The sequence below is a fragment of the Curtobacterium sp. MCBA15_012 genome, from assembly GCF_001864935.2.
Classification (GTDB): domain Bacteria; phylum Actinomycetota; class Actinomycetes; order Actinomycetales; family Microbacteriaceae; genus Curtobacterium.
The window spans coordinates 498,557-517,374 of record NZ_CP126267.1; the positions used below are offsets into that span (position 1 = coordinate 498,557).

At 73.5% G+C, this 18,818-nt stretch carries 17 protein-coding genes; 7 read left to right on the forward strand and 10 right to left on the reverse strand.

Going from position 1 to position 18,818, the window contains the following annotated elements; translation table 11 throughout:
• Positions 1–16: 16 nt before the first annotated feature.
• A complete protein-coding gene (locus QOL15_RS02385; protein ID WP_071249093.1) occupies positions 17–931 on the forward strand; it encodes a LysR family transcriptional regulator in 915 nt (304 codons plus the stop codon).
• A 183-nt stretch (positions 932–1,114) separates the two neighbouring features.
• Here the strand turns inward: QOL15_RS02385 and purB are convergent, their stop codons facing one another.
• The 3 genes from purB to QOL15_RS02400 all read right to left on the reverse strand — a co-directional run bounded on the left by purB (position 1,115) and on the right by QOL15_RS02400 (position 3,548).
• On the reverse strand, positions 1,115–2,500 hold the full coding sequence (purB, locus tag QOL15_RS02390) for an adenylosuccinate lyase (protein WP_065964666.1): 1,386 nt from the start codon (positions 2,498–2,500) through the stop codon (positions 1,115–1,117).
• The gene (locus QOL15_RS02395; protein ID WP_065964671.1) at positions 2,497–3,009 is read right to left on the reverse strand and encodes a low molecular weight protein-tyrosine-phosphatase; all 513 of its coding nucleotides are present in this window, start codon (positions 3,007–3,009) and stop codon (positions 2,497–2,499) included. Before QOL15_RS02395 ends, purB begins: the two co-directional genes overlap by 4 nt.
• Positions 3,010–3,149: 140 nt before the next feature.
• Positions 3,150–3,548, reverse strand: coding sequence for a phage holin family protein (locus QOL15_RS02400; RefSeq protein WP_071249091.1), 399 nt, complete (start codon positions 3,546–3,548; stop codon positions 3,150–3,152).
• Between the two features lie 157 nt (positions 3,549–3,705).
• Here QOL15_RS02400 and QOL15_RS02405 point away from each other — a divergent pair, with 157 nt between their 5' ends.
• The 5 genes from QOL15_RS02405 (at position 3,706) to QOL15_RS02425 (ending at position 9,310) form a co-directional block, all read left to right on the forward strand.
• A complete protein-coding gene (locus QOL15_RS02405) occupies positions 3,706–4,785 on the forward strand; it encodes a histidinol-phosphate transaminase (RefSeq protein WP_065964669.1) in 1,080 nt (359 codons plus the stop codon).
• Positions 4,786–4,808: 23 nt separating this feature from the next.
• The gene (locus QOL15_RS02410) at positions 4,809–5,942 is read left to right on the forward strand and encodes a thiamine pyrophosphate-dependent enzyme (RefSeq protein ID WP_071249089.1); all 1,134 of its coding nucleotides are present in this window, start codon (positions 4,809–4,811) and stop codon (positions 5,940–5,942) included.
• Positions 5,943–6,031: 89 nt separating this feature from the next.
• Positions 6,032–6,991, forward strand: a complete 960-nt coding sequence (locus QOL15_RS02415; RefSeq protein WP_065965218.1) for an alpha-ketoacid dehydrogenase subunit beta — start codon at positions 6,032–6,034, stop codon at positions 6,989–6,991.
• A gap of 32 nt (positions 6,992–7,023) precedes the next feature.
• Positions 7,024–8,613: a dihydrolipoamide acetyltransferase family protein gene (locus QOL15_RS02420; RefSeq protein ID WP_071249087.1), complete on the forward strand. Its 1,590-nt coding sequence runs from the start codon at positions 7,024–7,026 to the stop codon at positions 8,611–8,613.
• Between the two features lie 124 nt (positions 8,614–8,737).
• Entirely contained in the window at positions 8,738–9,310 is a 573-nt protein-coding gene (locus QOL15_RS02425; protein ID WP_071249084.1) for a GNAT family N-acetyltransferase, read from the forward strand.
• A gap of 117 nt (positions 9,311–9,427) precedes the next feature.
• Here the strand turns inward: QOL15_RS02425 and QOL15_RS02430 are convergent, their stop codons facing one another.
• The 7 genes from QOL15_RS02430 to QOL15_RS02460 all read right to left on the reverse strand — a co-directional run bounded on the left by QOL15_RS02430 (position 9,428) and on the right by QOL15_RS02460 (position 17,961).
• Positions 9,428–10,081, reverse strand: a complete 654-nt coding sequence (locus tag QOL15_RS02430) for an ABC transporter ATP-binding protein (protein ID WP_065962467.1) — start codon at positions 10,079–10,081, stop codon at positions 9,428–9,430.
• Positions 10,078–12,099: a hypothetical protein gene (locus tag QOL15_RS02435; RefSeq protein ID WP_065962468.1), complete on the reverse strand. Its 2,022-nt coding sequence runs from the start codon at positions 12,097–12,099 to the stop codon at positions 10,078–10,080. Before QOL15_RS02435 ends, QOL15_RS02430 begins: the two co-directional genes overlap by 4 nt.
• A gap of 57 nt (positions 12,100–12,156) precedes the next feature.
• Positions 12,157–12,546: a lactococcin 972 family bacteriocin gene (locus QOL15_RS02440; RefSeq protein ID WP_083230237.1), complete on the reverse strand. Its 390-nt coding sequence runs from the start codon at positions 12,544–12,546 to the stop codon at positions 12,157–12,159.
• 93 nt (positions 12,547–12,639) lie between these two features.
• Positions 12,640–13,971, reverse strand: a complete 1,332-nt coding sequence (locus QOL15_RS02445; RefSeq protein WP_071249082.1) for an esterase family protein — start codon at positions 13,969–13,971, stop codon at positions 12,640–12,642.
• Positions 13,968–16,010, reverse strand: a complete 2,043-nt coding sequence (locus QOL15_RS02450; RefSeq protein ID WP_139197572.1) for a bifunctional lysylphosphatidylglycerol flippase/synthetase MprF — start codon at positions 16,008–16,010, stop codon at positions 13,968–13,970. The genes QOL15_RS02445 and QOL15_RS02450 overlap by 4 nt, the downstream gene beginning before the upstream one ends.
• Positions 16,011–16,133: 123 nt before the next feature.
• Positions 16,134–17,333: a sensor histidine kinase gene (locus tag QOL15_RS02455; RefSeq protein ID WP_083230238.1), complete on the reverse strand. Its 1,200-nt coding sequence runs from the start codon at positions 17,331–17,333 to the stop codon at positions 16,134–16,136.
• Positions 17,326–17,961: a response regulator transcription factor gene (locus QOL15_RS02460; RefSeq protein ID WP_071249078.1), complete on the reverse strand. Its 636-nt coding sequence runs from the start codon at positions 17,959–17,961 to the stop codon at positions 17,326–17,328. The genes QOL15_RS02455 and QOL15_RS02460 overlap by 8 nt, the downstream gene beginning before the upstream one ends.
• A gap of 115 nt (positions 17,962–18,076) precedes the next feature.
• On the opposite strand from QOL15_RS02460, the gene QOL15_RS02465 reads away from it, so the two are divergent.
• On the forward strand, positions 18,077–18,805 hold the full coding sequence (locus QOL15_RS02465) for a GntR family transcriptional regulator (RefSeq protein ID WP_071249076.1): 729 nt from the start codon (positions 18,077–18,079) through the stop codon (positions 18,803–18,805).
• Positions 18,806–18,818: the final 13 nt, after the last annotated feature.

Below are 18,818 nucleotides of genomic sequence, written 5' to 3' on the forward strand. Positions count from 1 at the left end.
GTTGTAGGGTCCCTGCATGGTCGACTTCGACATCGCCCTGCTGCCGGTCCTCCGGGAACTCGCCGAGCGGGGCAGCGTCACCGCCGTCGCCGCGGCCACCCACCGCACGCCGAGCGCGGTCTCGCAGCAGCTCCGGACGCTGCAGCGGCAGGCGGGCGTGCCGCTCGTCGAACGGGTCGGCCGCGGGGTCCGCCTGACCGAGCACGGCCGGGCGCTCGCGGGCATGGCGACGGGCGTCGCGACGGCCCTCGCGACCGTCGAGGCGTCGTGGGCGGAGCACCTCGCGGGCGTCACCGGCACGGTCGACCTCGCCGTGTTCCCCTCGGCCGCGGAGCTGCTGCTCCCCGGGCTCCTGACGCGCGTCCGGGAGCACCCGGGCATCGTGCTCGCGCTGTCCGACGTCGACGTCAGCGAGGGCGAGTTCGCCCCGCTCACCGCCGACCACGACGTCGTGATCGGGCACCGGCCGGACGGCGCCCGACGCCCGGACGACAGTGCGGTCGAGACGATCGCGCTGCTCCGCGAGCCGCTCGACGTCGCCCTGCCGCTCGACCACCCGCTCGGCGGACGGCAGCGCGTGCGGATCGAGGAGGTCGTCGGCGAGCCCTGGATCGGCGTGCCCGAGGGCTACCCGATCGACCGGGTGCTCACCGCGACGGCGGGCGCGACCGACACCCCGCCGGACGTCGGCTTCCGCACGATCCACCTGCCCGTGATCGAGAACCTCGTCGCGGCCGGGCACGGCGTCGCCCTCGTACCGCGGTACACCTCGCGCACCCGGGCCGCCGGACGCTTCCACCTGGCGGAGCTGGCCGAGGTGCGCGCCGGCCGGCGCATCGAGGCGCTCGTGCGGCCGGACCGTGCGGTCCGCCCCGCGGTCCGGACCGTCCTGGAGGCGCTGGTCGCCGAGGCGCGCGCGGTCACCGCCTGAGACGGTGCGGTCCGCGCCGGACCGGCACCGCGCACGGCGGCGCGGTCAGCGCCGGAGCCGCACCGCGCCTCCCGGCGGTCACACCGTCCGAGACGGTGCGGTCCGCGCCGGACCGGCACCGCGCCTCCCGTTCCGACCCGATCCGGAACGGAACGCGACGGGCCGGACCCGACACGACCGGTCTCAGACGTCCAGGTGGTCGACCAGCTCGTCCGCCAGCCCCGTGTACGTCGCCGGGGTGAGCGCCGTCAGGCGCGCCTTCGCCCCGGACGAGATGTCGAGCCCGTTCACGAACGCCACGAGCTCCTCCTGCCCGATGCGCTTGCCGCGCGTGAGCTCCTTGAGCATCGCGTACGGGTCCTCGATGTTCGACTGCCCTGCGGTGACCTCGGCGCGGATCACGGTCTGGACCGCCTCGCCCAGGACCTCCCAGTTGCGGTCGAGGTCCTCGGCCAGCCGGGTCTCGTTCACGGCGATCTCCCCGAGCCCGCGGCGCAGGTTGTCGAGCGCGAGCAGCGAGTGCGCGAACGCGACCCCGATGTTCCGCTGCGTCGTCGAGTCGGTCAGGTCGCGCTGCAGGCGGGAGGTGACGAGGGTCTCGGACAGCGTCGAGAACAGCGCGGACGAGATCTCGAGGTTCGCCTCGGCGTTCTCGAACCGGATCGGGTTGATCTTGTGCGGCATCGTCGACGAGCCCGTGGCGCCGGCCACCGGGATCTGCGTGAAGTACCCCATCGAGATGTAGGTCCACACGTCGGTCGCGAGGTTGTGCAGGATGCGGTTGGCGTGCCGGACCCGGTCGTACAGCTCGGCCTGCCAGTCGTGCGACTCGATCTGCGTCGTCAGCGGGTTCCACGTCAGGCCCAGGCCCTCGACGAACTCCTTCGACAGCGCGGGCCAGTCGGCCTCGGGGTCCGCCGCGAGGTGTGCCGAGAAGGTGCCGGTCGCGCCGGAGAACTTGCCGAGGTACTCGCTCGCCTCGACCTGTGCGAGCACGCGCTCGAGGCGGTAGACGACCACCGCGAGCTCCTTGCCGAGCGTCGTCGGCGTGGCCGGCTGCCCGTGCGTGTGCGACAGCATCGGCACCTCGCGCAGCGACGTGGCGAGCTCCCGGAGCCGGGCGACGACGCCGCGGTACGCGGGGAGCCAGACCTTCTCGACGGTGTCGCGCACGGTGAGCGCGTAGGACAGGTTGTTGACGTCCTCGCTCGTGCACGCGAAGTGGGTGAGCTCGGCGATCGCGTCGAGCCCGAGCTCGGACAGGCGACGGCGGACGAAGTACTCGACGGCCTTGACGTCGTGGCGCGTGGTGGCCTCGATCTCGGCCAGCTCGGCGATCTGCTCGCTGCCGAAGGTCTCGACGACGCGGCGCAGTGCGGCCTTGTCGTCGACGCTGAGCGGCGAGGTGGTGAACATCGCGTGGTCGGTCAGGAAGACGAGCCACTCGACCTCGACCACGATGCGCGCCCGGTTGAGGCCGGCCTCGGAGAGGTGCTCACCCACCGTGTGCACGACCGGGTAGTACCGCCCGTCGAGCGGGCTGATCGGCTGCGGGGGAAGGGGGGTCATGGGGCTCCCTGACGGACGGCCGGCTCGAGTTGGCGGAAGAGCGCCCGGCAGGCCCGTTCGACGGTCGAGAGCACTCGGTCGAACTCGTGCCGGTCCGCGTAGTACGGGTCCGGCACGTCGGCCTGCTGGGGCCAGGCGTCGTCGTACCGCAACAGGAGCGTCACCTTGGCGGCGTCGTCCATGGTCGGTGCCCACGAGCGCAGGACGCGTTCGTGGGAGCGGTCGAGTGCGACCACCAGGTCGAGGTCCGGGAACCGGTCCGGGTCGAACTGGCGGGCGCGATGCCTGCTGCCATCGTATCCGCGCGCTGCGAGGGCCGCGATCGTGCGCTCGTCGGCGGGTTCGCCGACGTGCCAGTCGCCGGTCCCGGCGGACTCCACCTGGAAGCGGTCGGCCAGGCCGGCGTCGGCGGCGATCTGCGCGAACACGATCCCCGCCATGGGGGACCGGCAGATGTTGCCGCTGCAGACGAACGAGACGCGGAACGGGGCGTCGGCGTCCGTGGTCATGTGCTCATCATGGCGGACGGCGGTGCCGTCCGCGACGGTGGTCCGGTCGGGAGGCGCGGCGTGGGCCGTCGGGACCGCCGTCGCCGCGTGGGTGGTCGCGTCGGCGCGGGGCGCACGCGGGGTCGGCTCGGCCGGGTCCGTCACCGACGGCGGCGGTCGAGCACCGGCCGGACGAACAGCCCGATCAGCCACGAGAACACGGCGAGCACGAACGCGCCCACGATGCCCCAGCCGAACGACTCGACCTGCAGGCCGAAGCCGATCACGTCCGAGATGCCCGCGACGATGAGCAGCAGCACCGCGTTCACGACGAGCGAGATCAGCCCGAGGGTCAGGACGTAGAGGGGGAAGGCCACGACCCGGATGACGGTCCCGACGACGGCGTTCACCAGGCCGAAGACGAACGCGACGAGCAGGAACGTCAGCACGACGGCGGTGGTGTCGCCGGTGCCGAACGGGTCCACGGTGACGCCGCTCACGATCAGGGTGGTGAGCCAGAGCGCAACGGCGTTGACGACGAGGCGGACGAGGAATCGCATGCCGCCATGATGCCCGCGGTTCCCTCGGGGAGGCTCCGTGGCATCGATGTGGCGCCACCTCCCCGCGGTTACGCTGCGGTGACTGACGCGCGCGTGCACATCCGGCGCGCGTCCACGGGCACTGCATCGCGGTCCTCCCCGCCGTTACGCTGGCTGCGTGACTGACGCGCGCGTGCACATCAGACCCGAGATCGCGGTCCTCCCCGCCTACAAGCAGGGCCGCCAGGCCGCTGCCGACGCCTACAAGCTCTCGAGCAACGAGAACCCGTTCCCGCCGCTCCCCGGTGTCGTCGAGGCGGTGCACGCGCAGACCGCGTTCAACCGCTACCCGGACGCCACCGCGCTCGCCGTGCGCACGGTCCTCGCCGACCGGTTCGGCGTCGGTCCGGACGAGGTCCACGTCGCACCCGGCAGCGTCGCGATCCTGCACGAGCTCGCCCGTGCGGTGAGCGGCCCCGGTGACGAGGTCGTCTACGCGTGGCGCTCCTTCGAGGCCTACCCCGGCGTCGTGACCGTCGCGGGCGCCACGAGCGTGCAGGTGCCGAACCGTCCGGACGGCGGCCACGACCTCGACGCGATGGCCGACGCGGTGACCGAGCGCACGCGCATGGTGATCGTCTGCACGCCGAACAACCCGACCGGCCCGGTCGTCACCGACGCCGAGTTCGCGGCGTTCATGGCGCGCGTGCCGGCGTCGGTCCTGGTCGTCCTCGACGAGGCGTACGCCGAGTTCGTCACCGAGCCGACGGCCGTCAGCGGGACGCCGCTGCTCGGGCGGTACCCGAACCTCGTCGTGCTCCGGACCTTCTCGAAGGCGTACGGCCTGGCCGGGCTGCGGGTCGGGTACGCGGTCGGTCCGGTCTACGTGCTCGACGCCGTCCGGGCCTGCGCGATCCCGCTCTCGGTCACCGCGCAGGGGCAGGCCGCGGCGCTCGCGAGCCTCGAACGCGAGGACGAGCTGCTCGGACGCGTGTCGGAACTGGCACGTTCCCGCGACCGCATCGTCGCCGCCCTCCGCGAGCAGGGGTGGCCGGTGCCCGACGCGCAGGGCAACTTCGTGTGGCTCCCGACCGGAGCGCACACCGCCGACGCCGCCGAGCGGTTCGACCGTGCCGGCATCATCGTCCGCGCCTTCGCGGGGGAGGGCATCCGCATCTCGATCGGCGAGCACGAGGCTGTGGAAACGCTCCTCGAAACGGCACGGTCGCTTGTGGCGGACCTCCAAGCAGCCCACTAGTGGCTGGCACTAACCTGGCTCGCATGTCATTCCGCGCCGCGGCACCCGCGACGACCACCGTCCGGATCCTCGACCCCGAGGGCCGGTTCGTGGAGACCGACGAGAACGCCGAGTACGCCGCCGCAGCGCGGGCGATCCCGGACGAGACCCTGCTGGCGATGCACCGCCGGATGGTCCTGACCCGTCGGTTCGACCACGCCGGCCACAACCTGCAGCGCACGGGCCAGCTCGGCCTGTGGGTCCCGAGCCACGGGCAGGAGGCCGCCCAGGTCGGCTCCGTGTTCGCGCTCCGGGCGCAGGACCACGTCTTCCCCTCGTACCGCGAGCACGCCGTCACCACGCACCGCGGTGTCGAGCCGATGGAGATCATCGCGATGTACCGCGGGCAGACCCACGGCGGGTGGGACCCGGACGAGCGCGGCAACACGCACGTCTCCACCCTCGTGATCGGCTCCCAGACGCTGCACGCCACCGGCTACGCCCTCGGGCAGAAGCTCGACGGCGTCGTCGGCACGGGCGACCCCGACGTCGACGCGTGCTCGATCGTGTACTTCGGCGACGGCGCGACGAGCCAGGGCGACGTCAACGAGGCGTTCGTCTTCGCGGCCTCGACGCAGGCCCCGGTCGTGTTCTTCCTGCAGAACAACCACTGGGCGATCTCGGTCCCGGTGTCCACGCAGTCCCCGACGCCGCTCGTCGACCGCCCGCGCGGCTTCGGCATCCCGAGCGTCCTCGTCGACGGCAACGACGTCCTCGCGTCCTACACGGCCTCGGTCGTCGCGACCGAGCACGCCCGCAGCGGTCAGGGCCCCGCGTTCGTCGAGGCCGACACCTACCGCATCGGCGCGCACACGAGCTCGGACGACCCGAGCCGCTACCGCGGTGACGACGAGCTCGAGGAGTGGGTCCGCCGCGACCCGATCGCCCGCTCGGCCGCGTACCTGCGCAGCAAGGGCGTCACCGACGAGCAGCTCGCCGCGTTCGACGAGGAGGGCGAGGACATCGCCGCCGACGTCCGCCGTCGCACGGTGGCACTCACGCCGCCGCCCGTCGACGTCATGTTCCGGAACGTGTACCGCGAGCCGCACCCGCTGGTCGCCGAGCAGCAGGCCTGGCTCGAACGGTACGAGGCCGCCTACGAAGGGGGCTCCCACTGATGAGCACCACCGAGCAGCTCTTCGACTACACGCTGCGCGCCCACCCCGGCGCGGGCGAGGTCCCGAGCGACCCCACCCCCACCCTGCCGATGGCGAAGGCGCTCAACGCCGGCCTCGCCGCCGCGCTCGAGGCGGACGACAAGGTCCTGCTCATGGGCGAGGACATCGGCCAGCTGGGCGGCGTCTTCCGCATCACCGAGGGACTGCAGGAGCGCTTCGGCGCCGAGCGCGTCCGGGACACCCCGCTCGCCGAGGCCGGCATCATCGGCACCGCGATCGGCCTCGCGCTGCGCGGCTACCGCCCCGTCGTCGAGATCCAGTTCGACGGCTTCGTGTGGCCCGGCTTCGACCAGATCACCTCGCAGCTCGCCAAGATGCAGAACCGTCTGCCGGCGCACATGTCGCTGCCGGTCGTCATCCGCATCCCCTACGGCGGCCACATCGGTGCCGTCGAGCACCACCAGGAGTCCCCGGAGGCGTACTTCGCGCACACCCCGGGCCTCCGCGTGGTCAGCCCGAGCACGCCGAACGACGCGTACTGGATGATCCAGGAGGCGATCGCTTCGAAGGACCCGGTCATCTTCCTCGAGCCGAAGTCGCGCTACTGGCCCAAGGGCGAGGTCGACCTCGTCGGCGGCCACGTCCCGATGCACACCACGCGCGTCGCCCGCACCGGCACCGAGGTCACGCTCGTCGGCCACGGTGCGATGGTCGCGACCCTCATGCAGGCGGCCGAGCTCGCCGAGACCGAGGGCACCAGCTGCGAGGTCATCGACCTCCGCTCGATCTCGCCGATCGACTGGGAGCCGCTGTTCGCCTCGGTGCGCAAGACCGGTCGGCTCGTCATCGCGCAGGAGGCCTCGGGCTTCGTGAGCGTCGGCAGCGAGATCGCCGCGACGGTCGCCGAGCAGTGCTACTACACGCTGCAGGCACCGCCGCTCCGGGTCTCCGGGTTCGACGTGCCGTTCCCGGTGTCGAAGCTGGAGCACCTGCACCTGCCGGACGCCGACCGGGTCCTCGAGGCCGTCGACCGCGCACTCGCGTACTGACCGATCCGACACTGGACGCTGAAGGAGCCGAAGTGGCCGTCGCCGAATTCCCCCTGCCCGACGTGGGCGAAGGCCTGACCGAGGCCGAGATCGTGCAGTGGCGCGTCGCGATCGGGGACGAGATCGCCGTGGACCAGGTCCTCGTCGAGATCGAGACCGCGAAGTCCCTCGTCGAGCTGCCGTCGCCGTTCGCCGGCACCGTCACGGGGCTGCTCGTCTCCGAGGGCGACACGGTCGAGGTCGGCAAGCCGATCATCCGGGTCGAGTCCGACGCGTCGGTCGCCTCGGGCGCGCCCACCGGCACCCCGACGGGAGGCGCGGCCCCCGTCGCCGACGCCGCTCCGGCATCGCCCGTGGTCGCCGCCGCCCCGGCTCCCGCACCGGCCGCACCGGCCCCGGTCGCCCAGGCCCCGGTCGCGCAGACCCCACCGGCACCCGCCGCGACCCCGGCCCCGTCGCCCGCAGCGGCCGCGCCGCAGGCGCGCCACACCGCCGCGGACCCCGAGGTCGCCGACCACGCGACCGTCGTCGGGTCCGACGAGTCGTCGGGCGCCGTCCTCGTCGGCTACGGCTCCGCGACCACGTCCCCGTCCCGTCGCAAGCCGGGCGCGCGCCGGGCCGCAGCGCTCGCGGCCGAGGCGAGCCGCGCCTCCAGTGCGGACGCGCAGGCGGCTGCCGAGGCCGCGTCCGACCCGGGCGAGGACACCACGGCCGAGGCGGTCGCGGCGCAGGGCAGCCGTCCGCGCAAGGCCGTCGTCTCCGGGCAGGTCCTGGCGAAGCCGCCGATCCGCAAGCTCGCGAAGGACCTCGACGTCGACCTCGGCGAGGTCGTGCCGACCGGCCTCGCGGGCGAGGTCACGCGCGACGACGTCATCCGGCACGCGAAGCAGGCCGGCGTCTTCCGCAACATCGAGACGCCCGAGTGGGGCGACGTCCGCCGCGAGACGATCCCGGTCAAGGGCGTCCGCAAGGCGATCGCGACCGCGATGACGACGTCGAAGTTCACCGCGCCGCACGTCTCCCTGTTCGTCGACGTCGACGCGACCCGCACGATGGAGTTCGTCAAGCGCCTGAAGTCCTCGCCGACGTTCGCGGGCGTCAAGGTCTCGCCGCTCCTCGTGTTCGCGAAGGCCGTGATCTGGGCCGTCCGCCGCAACCGTTCGGTGAACTCGACCTGGACCGACCAGGAGATCATCGTCCACCACTTCGTGAACCTCGGCATCGCCGCGGCGACCCCCCGCGGGCTCATCGTGCCGAACATCAAGGACGCGCAGGACATGTCCCTGTTCGAGCTCGCGAAGGCGCTCGAGGAGCTCACCATCACCGCGCGTGACGGCAAGACCACGCCGAAGCAGATGGCGGACGGCACCGTGACGATCACGAACATCGGGGTGTTCGGCATGGACACCGGGACGCCGATCCTCAACCCGGGCGAGGTCGCCATCGTCGCGATGGGCACGATCAAGCCGAAGCCGTGGGTCGTCGACGGCGAGGTCCGCTCGCGCATGGTGACCACGATCGGCGCCTCGTTCGACCACCGCGTGGTGGACGGCGACGTGGCCTCGCGCTTCGTGCACGACATCGCCTCGGTCATCGAGGAGCCCGCGCTCCTGCTCGACTGAGCCGGTGAGCCGGTGAGCCGGTGAGCCGGTCCGGGCGGTGCGGGGGACCGCATGCTCGGGCCGGATCGCGCGGACGTCGCGTGGTGTCCACCCGGTTGTCGGTGGGGCGGACGATGATCGGGTCATGGTCCACCAGCTCCTGACCCCACAGCAGGAGATCCGAACGGGTCGCCTGGTGCTCGCGCCGCTCACGCCGGCCGACATCGACGTCGTGCACGCGCTCTTCTCGGACGCCCGCACGTGGACGCACCTGCCCTCTGGCCGGCACGCGCACCGGTCGTCGACGGTCGACATGGTGCAGCGCAAGATCGGTGGCCGGGCGCGCCACGGGCTCGGCTCGTGGGCGGTCCGCACGACCGACGGCGCGTTCGTCGGGGTCGGTGGGGTCGACATGACCGCCGGGCACGTCTGGAACCTCGGCTACCGGCTCGTGCCGGAGGCCTGGGGCAACGGGTACGCCGTGGAGCTCGCCCGTGCCGCGGTGGACGAAGCCGCTCGGGTGGCACCGGACGTCCCGGTGACCGGTCGGGTGCTCACGAACAACCCGTCCTCGGCCGCGGTGCTCCGGCGCTCCGGGCTCGACCTCGTGTGGCAGGGCCCCGCGTCGGTGACCGCGCCCGCCGGGGTCGAGGGGCAGGTCTGGGCCGACCGTCCGCTCGCACCCGCGCAGCGGTCCTGGCTCGTCGCGAACGCCTGACCCGCCGGCGAGGGCCGCTCTTCGCTGGCGGCCCAGCGCCGATCGAGCAGCGTCGGCCGCTCAGCACCGATCGGGTCGGCAAAGGCCGGTCAGCACGGATCGGTCAGCACGGCCCGGTCAGCGCCGAGTCTGCGCAGTGGTCGGTGCCGCCAACTCGACGGTCCGTGTCGCCCGCGCGACGACGGCGGACGCGTGGGTGGCGATCAGGACCGCCGTGCCGCCCCTGGCCAACCGCTCGAGGTGGTCGAGGACGAGCGCTGCGTTCTCGTCGTCCAACGCACTCGTCGGCTCGTCGGCGAGCACGACCTTCGGGCGTCTGACGAGGAGTCGCGCGACCGCGGCCCGCTGTTGCTCACCGCCGCTGAGCCGGTGGGTCCGTTCCGTTCCACGCCCGTCCAGGCCCACGGCGGCGAGTGCCGCCGCCGTCGTCGGCCCATCCGACGCGACGGCACCGTGACGATTCCGTGCGAGGTCCACGTTCGCAGCCACGGTCAGGTCGGGAACGAGGCCGAAGTCCTGGAAGAGGTACCCCAGCACGTCACGTCGGACGAGACGCGCCCGCCGTGCACTGCGACCGGCGTCCCTCCCGTCGATGACGACGGAGCCGGAGTCGACCGTGTCGATGTGCCCGACGCAGTCGAGCAGCGTCGACTTGCCGGCGCCGCTCGGACCGGTGACGGCCACGACCTCGCCGGGACGCACCGAGAAGGACAACCCGCCCCAGAGGATCGTGGACCCGCGCCGTTTCTCGACGTTCCGGACCTGGATCACCGTGTTCCCGCCCCTCGAGTCCGATCGTTCCTGCGGGCCGTCACCACGACGAGCGTCGAGCTCGCGCACGCGACGACCAGGACGGCTGCGGCCGCGAGCGCCGCAGCCGTCGGTGTCCCGGCGGCGACCGGGTCGAGCACGGAGGCGCGGCCGGTACCGTCCGGAGCTCGGTCGCCCCACTGCCCGAAGGCGCAGAGGAGGGCGACGGAGGCGAGTCCTGCCTCTGCGAGGAACAGCGCACGATCGGCGCGGAGCGGGTGCAGGCCGGAGGCCGAGGCCAGGAACCGGGCGCGACCGTGGCGACGGCGCGTGACGACGATGGCTGCCCCGGCGAGCGCGCCGGCGACGAGGACGTCGCTCGCGACCGCGGCGGCACCGACACCGGTGTCGAGCAGGGCGGAGCGGGCCTCCTCGGCAGCCGCCTGTCCGACGTCGACGACGGCGCTGAACTCGTCCCCGAGGGCCGAGTCGCGGATCGCGCGTTCGGCGACCGCCCGGGACCGGAACAGGACGTCGCCCGTGGACGTCCACGAGCCGAGTTGGTCCGCGGTGAAGGCCGAGGCTGGGTCCCGGACGACCACGAGCACCGCGTTCGGGAGCCACGCCCGGGACGAGGTGTCGCCGGGGTAGGTGTACAGCTCGTCGGAGCGGAGGGTCCCGATCGCTGTCCGGGCGGCCGCACCGCCTGCACCCCGGAGCTCCCAGGCTCCGAGCGCGGCCACCAGTGCCTCTGCATCGAGGTCGCTCCGCGGCGGCAGCCACACGGCGACCTCGGCGTCGTCGGTGAGACGCGAACCGTCGGCCGCGCGCACGTCCTGGAGGCGGAGGTACTCCGGGTCGACGAAGAGCGCGGGGACCGTCGTCCCGTCACGCCCCGACGAGACCTCCGCGGGCGCGGCCAGCAGGGCGCCGTGTCCTCGGAGCGCGTCCGCGGCGAACCCGCCGATCCGGTCCCAGTACTGCTGCGTCTCCACCGGTCGGGGATCGGGCGTGACCCAGAGCTGGACTGCGGCTCCGGCCGCCCGGAGGTCGCGTGCGGCGGTTCCCGATCGCAGGGCGGCGACCGACCCGGAGAGGTCGAAGACCGCGGAGACGAGCAGGAGCAGGACGGGAACGCGAGCGAGGTGTGCGAGCACCACGATCGTGCTGCTCGGCCGCGCTCCGCGGAGGGCCGTCGTCAGCGGGAGTCGACAGGCGAGGACCGTCCCCACGATGTGCGCGAGCACCACCGGCGCGAGGAGTGCTGCGCCGAGCAGGCCGGTGGACGCCGCCAGGGTCGGCGCCCAGGAGGCCCGGCCCGTGAGCCAGAGCCCGAGCAGGACGGCCGGCGTGCCGACGAGCACCACGAACGCGACGATCCGCGCTTCGACCAACTCACTCCGGAGGACTGCGATCGTGCTCCGACCGTGGGTTCGCCTGACGGCGGCTCGCCGTGGCGAACCGATCGTGTCCACCAGGCACAGGGCGACGCAGCCGGAGCACATCGCCGCGACGAGACCAGCGGTACCGGCCGGGCCAGCGCCGAGGCCGATGCGGTCGGCGAAGGACGTGGTCGCGGAGGTCGTCTCGTACCCGACGTCGGCGAGGGCCGCGGCCACCGCCGTGCGGCCTGCGGGGGCGCCGAACACCTCGTAGGTCCCGACGGGATCGTGGTCGACCAGCGCGGTCATGGGCCGGACGCGGGTCGCGACGCCGGGCCAGAAGTCGGTGTAGCCGTCGCGCAGCCAGGCACGGCCGGCTGAGCCCGGGGCGGCGGTGACGAGCGCGGTCCGCCGCGACTCGGGGTGTTCCCGGTCCGCGATCGTCCGTACGACGGTCGAACCGGTCGCATCTGCGGCCTCGCGCAGGGCGTCGGCCACTCGGCCGTTCGATGCCGGAGCGCTGCCGGCGACGGCCGTCACGGTCGACGACGCCCCGACGAGGCCCGACTCGCTCACGACGGCGAGACCGACGCAGGCGAGCAAGAACGCCAGGACCGGGGGGATCGCGTAGGCGATCCCGACTGGGCGGAGGGTCATCGGAGCTCCTCGTTCCGGACGAGGACGGGTCCCGCTGTGCAGGACCCGCCCCGCCGCTCAGCAGTTGTGGTAGTAGGCCTGGTTGCCGCTGGATGCCTTGGGGGTCGCCGCGTAGGCGTACCGCCCGCCCGGGATGCCGGTCACCCGCTTGCTCTTCTTGCCGATCGCGGTGGCTCCGTGGCACCGCGATTCACGGAAGTAGTTCGACCAGGCGCTGCCGCCGCTGACACCCCACTGCCAGAAGCTGCCGCCCCCGCCGTCGCTGCGCGCGCCGGTCCCGGTGATCGTGCGGGAACCTCCCGACGGATCGGTGATGACGGTGCCCCCGGCTTCGGTCCCGTTCCCCAGGACCTCCAGCGGACCGGCCGATGCCGCGGTCGCCGTGGCGGCGACGAGTGCCGCGGTCAGGCCGAGGCCGATGATGCTCTTCGCGATCGTGTGGTGCATGTTCCCCCTCGTGTCGTGTGCTCGGTGGCGAGCAGGACAACCCTGGCAGCGGAGGAGCCGATCGTCAAGAGTGTGATGTATCGGTAGGTGTCATCACCCGGTGGGTGCCGGCAGCGCCGCCAGCAGCGCGTCCGCGAACGGCGTGACGTCCGTCCGGAACGCCCACTGCACGGTGTTCCAGTCATGTCCGCTGCCCGGTGCCGTCGAGGCGGTCACCCGGGCGCCGGCAGCGGTCGCGGCGTCCCCGAGCTGCTGCGCGTTCTTCGTGAACTCGGCGTCGGACGACCCGGCCGCGAGCCAGAGCGCGTGCCCGGCGAGACCCTTCGCCTGCATCTGCGCGATCGGGGCGGCCGCCCGCCACCGCGCGACGGACCCGCCGAAGGCCTGGTCGGCGCTGTGCCGGGCGGAGATGTCGATCGGCTGGAGCTCGCTCGACACCGCCAACGCGGCACCGAACTGGTCCGGGTGCCCGGTGAGGAACTGCATCGAGCAGGTCGCCCCCTGCGAGAACCCGGTCAGGCCCCACGCCCGCCGGTCGGTGGTCGCGGGCAGGTGTGTCGTGATCCACGCCGGGACGTCCTGCGTGACGTAGGTGTCGACGTTCCCGAGTCGGGAGTCGACGCACATCGTGTTCAGGCCGGGCGTCGAGAGCTGGTCGACCGACACCACGATCGGTGCGCGCCCGCCGTGGGTGCGCGCGTACTCGTCGAGCGGGGTGGCGAGCTGGCCGGCCGTGAACAGGTCGCTCGGGGAGCCGGGCTGGCCCGAGAACGCCAGGACGACGGGGAGCGGGGCCGGGTCCGGGACGAGGGCGGCCGGCGGCAGGTACACGACCGCGGGCCGTGCGTGGAAGCCGGACCGTGTGCCCGGGATCTCCGTGGTGTAGACCTGGCCCGCCGCGGGCATGGTCGGGGTCGCGGGGGCGGACGCCTGGCTCGGGGTCGCGCCGGACGAGGGACGTGCACCGGCTCCGAGGGTCGGGTACGGGTTCGTCTCCACGACGGTGCCGAGCGTCGGGTACTTGGCGAACTCGACGTTGATGCCGAGGGCGGGCACGACCAGCGCGGCCGGGACGAGCACGATCGCCAGGGCCCGTCGCCACCCGCCGCCCTGCACGATGCCGGTGACGGCGAGGGCCAGCCCGGCCCCCGCGAACGCGCTCCACATCTGCGTGACCGGGCTCAGCGCGACGCCGAACAGGTCGACGACGTGCGTGGTGACGAAGCACGCGACGAGCAGCAGGAGGGCGCCGCCGGCGGCGACCGCCGCGCGGAGCCCGACCGACTTCCACGCGGAGCGGTCACGCCACCGGCGCACGGCCGGCAGGAGCACCGCCAGGGCGAGGACGACGAAGGCCGTGTCGATCGGGACGAGCTTCGACGGCGCCTGCAGCTGGGTCGCGAGCAGCCACTCGGTGGGGCTCACGGGCGCGGTGCGGCGGGCACCGGCGTGGCCTGCGTCGTGGTGGCGGTGTGGGCCTGGCGGAGCGCCCAGAGGTGCTTCGGCCGGAGCCCGGGGACGTACGCGCTCGTCAGGGCGCGGGCGACGCGGGGGACCTGGACCGCGGACGGGACGACGAGCCAGAGCGGTTCGTGCCGGGCGCCGAACTTCTCCTTGAAGCGCTGCAGCGACCGGAACCCGTACGCGGGCTCGAGCAGGCGTGCGAGCAGCTTCGAGCCGCGGGCGACCAGGGGACCGGCGTCGTCGTGCACGGCGAGCGGCGTGCCGGACAGGCTGATCGTGGTGAGGCCGGCCTCGCGGGCGCGGAGGGCGGTCCGGGCGATGAGGAACTCCATCACACCGGGCATCCCGTCGTCGCCGCGGCGCATGACGTCGAGCGTGTAGCCCACGAGCGAACCGTGCTCGTAGACCGGCAGCCAGCTCGTGACGGCCGTGACGTGGCCCTCGGCGGTGACCGCCAGGAGCAGCCGGACGGCCGGGTCGTCGAGCTCGCGGAGCCCGCCGAGCGTGAAGCCCATCTCGGGCAGGCGGCGGTCGGCGGCCCACCGGGCGCAGATGGTCTCGACCTCGGCGCGCTGTGCGTCGTCGAGGGCACCGAAGGTCGTCCACTCGTCGCGGAGGCCCTCGCGGTCGGCCCGGTTCGAGGCCGTGCGGAGGTCCTGGCGCTTCTTGCCGCGGAGGTCGAACGTGGTGACGTCGAGGACGGACTCGACGCCGACGGGCAGCGCGGTCCAGCCCTGGGCCGCGAGGAGCTCGCGCACGGGCTCGTGCACCGTGGTGAACGCGGGGATCCAGCCCTGGCGTGCGCAGAAGGCGGTGAACGCGTCGATGACGGCCGCGCGGTCCTCGGCGGCGCAGGCGGGGTCGGAGACCGTCAGCGCGACGTCGCCGCAGACCCGGTAGGCCACGGCACCGCGTCCGGCCCGGTCAGCCCAGGTCGCGTTGCCCTGCCAGGTGCCCATGTGCCCGAGCGATCCGGCGTCACCGCTGCGGAGCATGCCGCGGAAGTCCTCGGCGCACGCGCTCGACGCCCGGAAGCGGGCCCGCACGAGCCGTCCGCGCAGCGCCACCACGGCGAGCAGCACGCCGGCGGGGACGATCCACGCCCCGAGCAGCGTGACCTGCCACTCGACGGCGTCGACCCCGAGCCCCTGCCACTGCACCGCGTCGTCGGTCATCGGCTCGATGAGGAACACGTCGGAGAGCACCGCGGTCAGGGTGAGGAGGACCCCGGCGGCCAGGACGACGCCGGCACGACGACCGCGCTGCACGAGCCACGCCGAGCCGAGCAGCAGCAGACCGACGACGAGCACGGCGCGGTCGCTCATCGCGTCGGCGAACGGTGACAGCACGCCGTCGGGCTCCGGCACGACCAGGGTGACGAGCGTGCCGGCACCGAGGGCGACGAGCGTCGCGACCACCAGGGTGCGCGGGTTCCAGGGGGCGTCGGCCGCCGGTCGGGTGGTCCGGTCGGACCGGGAGGCGCGGTGCACGACGAGCGCGCCGGCCGCGGTCCCGAACAGGGTCGCCAGGGCACGGGCCAGGTCGGAGCCGTGTCCGGCGAAGAGCACGAGGGTGAGCACCACGGTCCAGAGCACCGTGCGGGTCCGGCGACGGCGCTGCACCGGCATCGCGGCCGACGCGGCCCCGAGGAGCGCGGTCGCGACCATCGAGGGGGCGAACAGCGGCTGTCCGGCGGCGAACTCGGCGTGCGCCTCGCCCATCGCGGCACCGAGGGTCACGGTGAGCAGCGTGACGAGGACCGCGGCGACCGGTGCGGCGACCCCGATCAGCAGGGTCCGGAGCGACCCGAAGCTGCGTTCCGCGAGGCCCGCGGCGAACACCACGGCGACGAGTGCGACGACCGCGACCGGCGGGTGGTGCGGGAAGTCCGGCTCGGCGTGCGCCATCCGGGCGGTGACGAGGAGCACCGGCGCTGCGACGGCGACGGCGACGGTCACGGGGGAGCGACGCAGGTGTGCGATGAGGGTTTCGGGTGCCACGGTGTCATCACACCGGACGGCGCGGTCGTCCCGCATCGGACCGGGGCGTGAACCCGGGTGGCCGATCGGCCACCCGGCGTCCCCCTCGGGGCACGCCTCGAGGACGAGGTGCGGCACGGCGGGTCAGCCGGCCGTCGCGAGCGGCAGGTGCTCGACCGGCAGGCGCAGGTGGATCGCGAAGCCGCCGTCCGCGCCGCGGCCGGACGTCAGGCTGCCGCCGAGCAGCGACGCCCGCTCGCCGAGCCCGATCAGTCCGAGGCCGGATCCGGGCAGCTCGAGGCGGTCCGCGCAGGCCGGTCCGTTGACGAGGTCGACGACGACCTCGTCCGCCTCGATCCGACCGGTGACCCGGACGGCGGCGCCGGGGGCGTGCTTGCGGACGTTCGTCAGGCCCTCCTGCACGAACCGGTAGACGGCGCGCTGGACGGGCAGGGGGAGCGTGTCCGGCAGGTCCACGGCGACCTCGGTCGGCAGGCCGCTCGCGGCGACGAGCCGGTCGAGGTCGGCGAGCACCGGCTGCGGCGCGATCTCGCGGTCGGTGCCGCCCGAGGCGCGGAGCACCTGCACCATCTCGCGGAGCTCCTGCAGCGTGACGACGCACAGCTGCCGGATCGTCCGGGCGAAGTCGCGCTCGCGGGCGTCACGGCCGGCCATCTGCACACCCCCGGCCTGCACCGCGATGAGCGTCACCTGGTGCGACACGACGTCGTGCATCTCGCGGGCGAGCAGAGCACGCTCGCGGGACAGTGCGACCTCGGCCCCGCGGCGCCGCTCCTCGACCCGGGAGGCCCCGAGCTCGGCGATGCGGTCCACGAGCACCGCACGGGTGCGGACGAGCATCCCGATGGCGAGCGGGCCGAGCGCGAAGATGAGCGCGTAGACGGTCGAGACGACGATCTCGTCGAGCTGCTGCGGCGGCCCCACGACGAAGCCGCTGAACCCGACGAACTGCACGACCGCGGCGAGGAGCATGAGCCACCGCCGGTCGGTGCGCTCGCCGAGGGTGAAGAGCGCGATGCTCGCGGCGACGACGCCCGAGCCGATGAAGAGCCCGGGCATCGTGAGCGCGAACGTCAGCACGGGCAGGCGGCGCCGGAGCACGAGCGCACCGGCGGCGACGAGCGACAGGGTGCGCTCGGTCGTCGTCGTCCCGGCGATGTCGAGCGCGGCGTCCACGACCGCGGCCGCGACGAACAGGGCGTCGACCAGCCACCAGGGTGTCCGGCGGGTGCGCACCCAGCGCAGGCCGGCGTCGACGAGTCCCTCGAGCCTCCCGTCCGCCCGCCACAGTGCCCGGGTGACGCGGCTGACGGGACTAGCCATCGAGCAGCCCGGCCTCGGCCGCGCGCAGCGCGAGCTGGACGCGGGTCGTGACGCCGAACGCGGCGAGGAGGGCGCGGACGTCCTCCTTCACGGTGCCGGTGCTGACGCCGATGCGCTGGCCGATCTCCGGGTTGCTCGCGCCCTCGGCGACGAGCCGGACGACGGTGTGCTCGCGGGGCGACAGGTCCGGCGCCTCGACCGCGGGGTGCTGGGCGAACAGGCGGGTGCGGTCCACACCGGGCGCCAGGACGATCCCGCCGCGGGCGAGCGCGCGGACGTACTCGGCGAGCGACTCGGGGTCGGTGTCCTTGAGCAGGAAGCCGGACGCCCCGGAGTCCATCGCGCGGGCGACGACCTGCGTGTCGGTGTCGAACGTGGTGAGCATCGCGACCGCGGGCGGTTCCGGGAGCTCGCGCAGCTGGGCGAGCACCTCGAGGCCGTTCACGCGCGGCATCCGGACGTCGAGCAGGACGACGTCGGGCCGGTGCCGCCGCACGGTCTCGACGGCGTCGACGTCCCCGCTCGTGGCGAGCACGTCGATGTCCGCCGCGGCACCGAGGATGAGTTCGAAGCCGTAGCGGACGAGCGTCTCGTCGTCGACGATCACCACCGAGGTCACGCGCGTCATCTTGTCACGGCGTTGGCGTTCTCCGGACGAATCGATACTGTGAGGGCAACTGGTCATGTCCGCGCATGACCACCTCCACGACCACCATGCCGCGCGACCGAGCACGAGGGACCGGATGACGAGCCGCATCACCGAGGGTGCCGAACCGAAGCACCAGCAGCTGCGGCGCATCCTGCTCGACCTCGCGACGAAGCGGCTCGCACCGGGCGCGGCGATCCCCTCGGAACGGCAGCTCATCGCCGAGTACGGCGTCTCCCGCATCACCGTGCGCGAGGCCCTCGGCCAGCTCGTCAACGAGGGCTACCTGGAGCGGGTCCGCGGCAAGGGCACCTTCGTGGCGCACCGGCCCGTGCAGTCGACGCTGCACCTCGCCTCGTTCACCGAGGAGATGCGCGCGCTCGGCCACGTCCCGACCACGGTCGTGCTCGTGCGCGAGGAGAAGGTCCCGCCGGCCGACACCGCGGCGGCCCTGCGGCTCGACGGCGACGTCGCCGCCCACCACCTGAAGCGCCTCCGGATGGCCGACGGCGCACCGGTCTCGGTCGACGACGCCTGGTTCTCGGCGGACGCGTTCCCCGGGCTGCTCGACCAGGACCTGTCCGGGTCGGTGTACTCGCTCGCGGCGGTCGAGTACGGCAGGCCGATCGACCGCGCGCAGCAGACCGTGGCGGCGACGCCCGCGTCCGACGACGTCGCGACGCTGCTCGGCACGCGGACGGGAGCGCCCCTGCTCGAGTTCGACCGGGTGTCGTACTCGGGGGACCGGCCCGTCGAGCACAGCCGCTCCTGGTACCGCTCGGACCGCTACCGCGTGCAGATGGAGGTCACGGCGACGTCGCCGTGACCTCCCGCGTGGT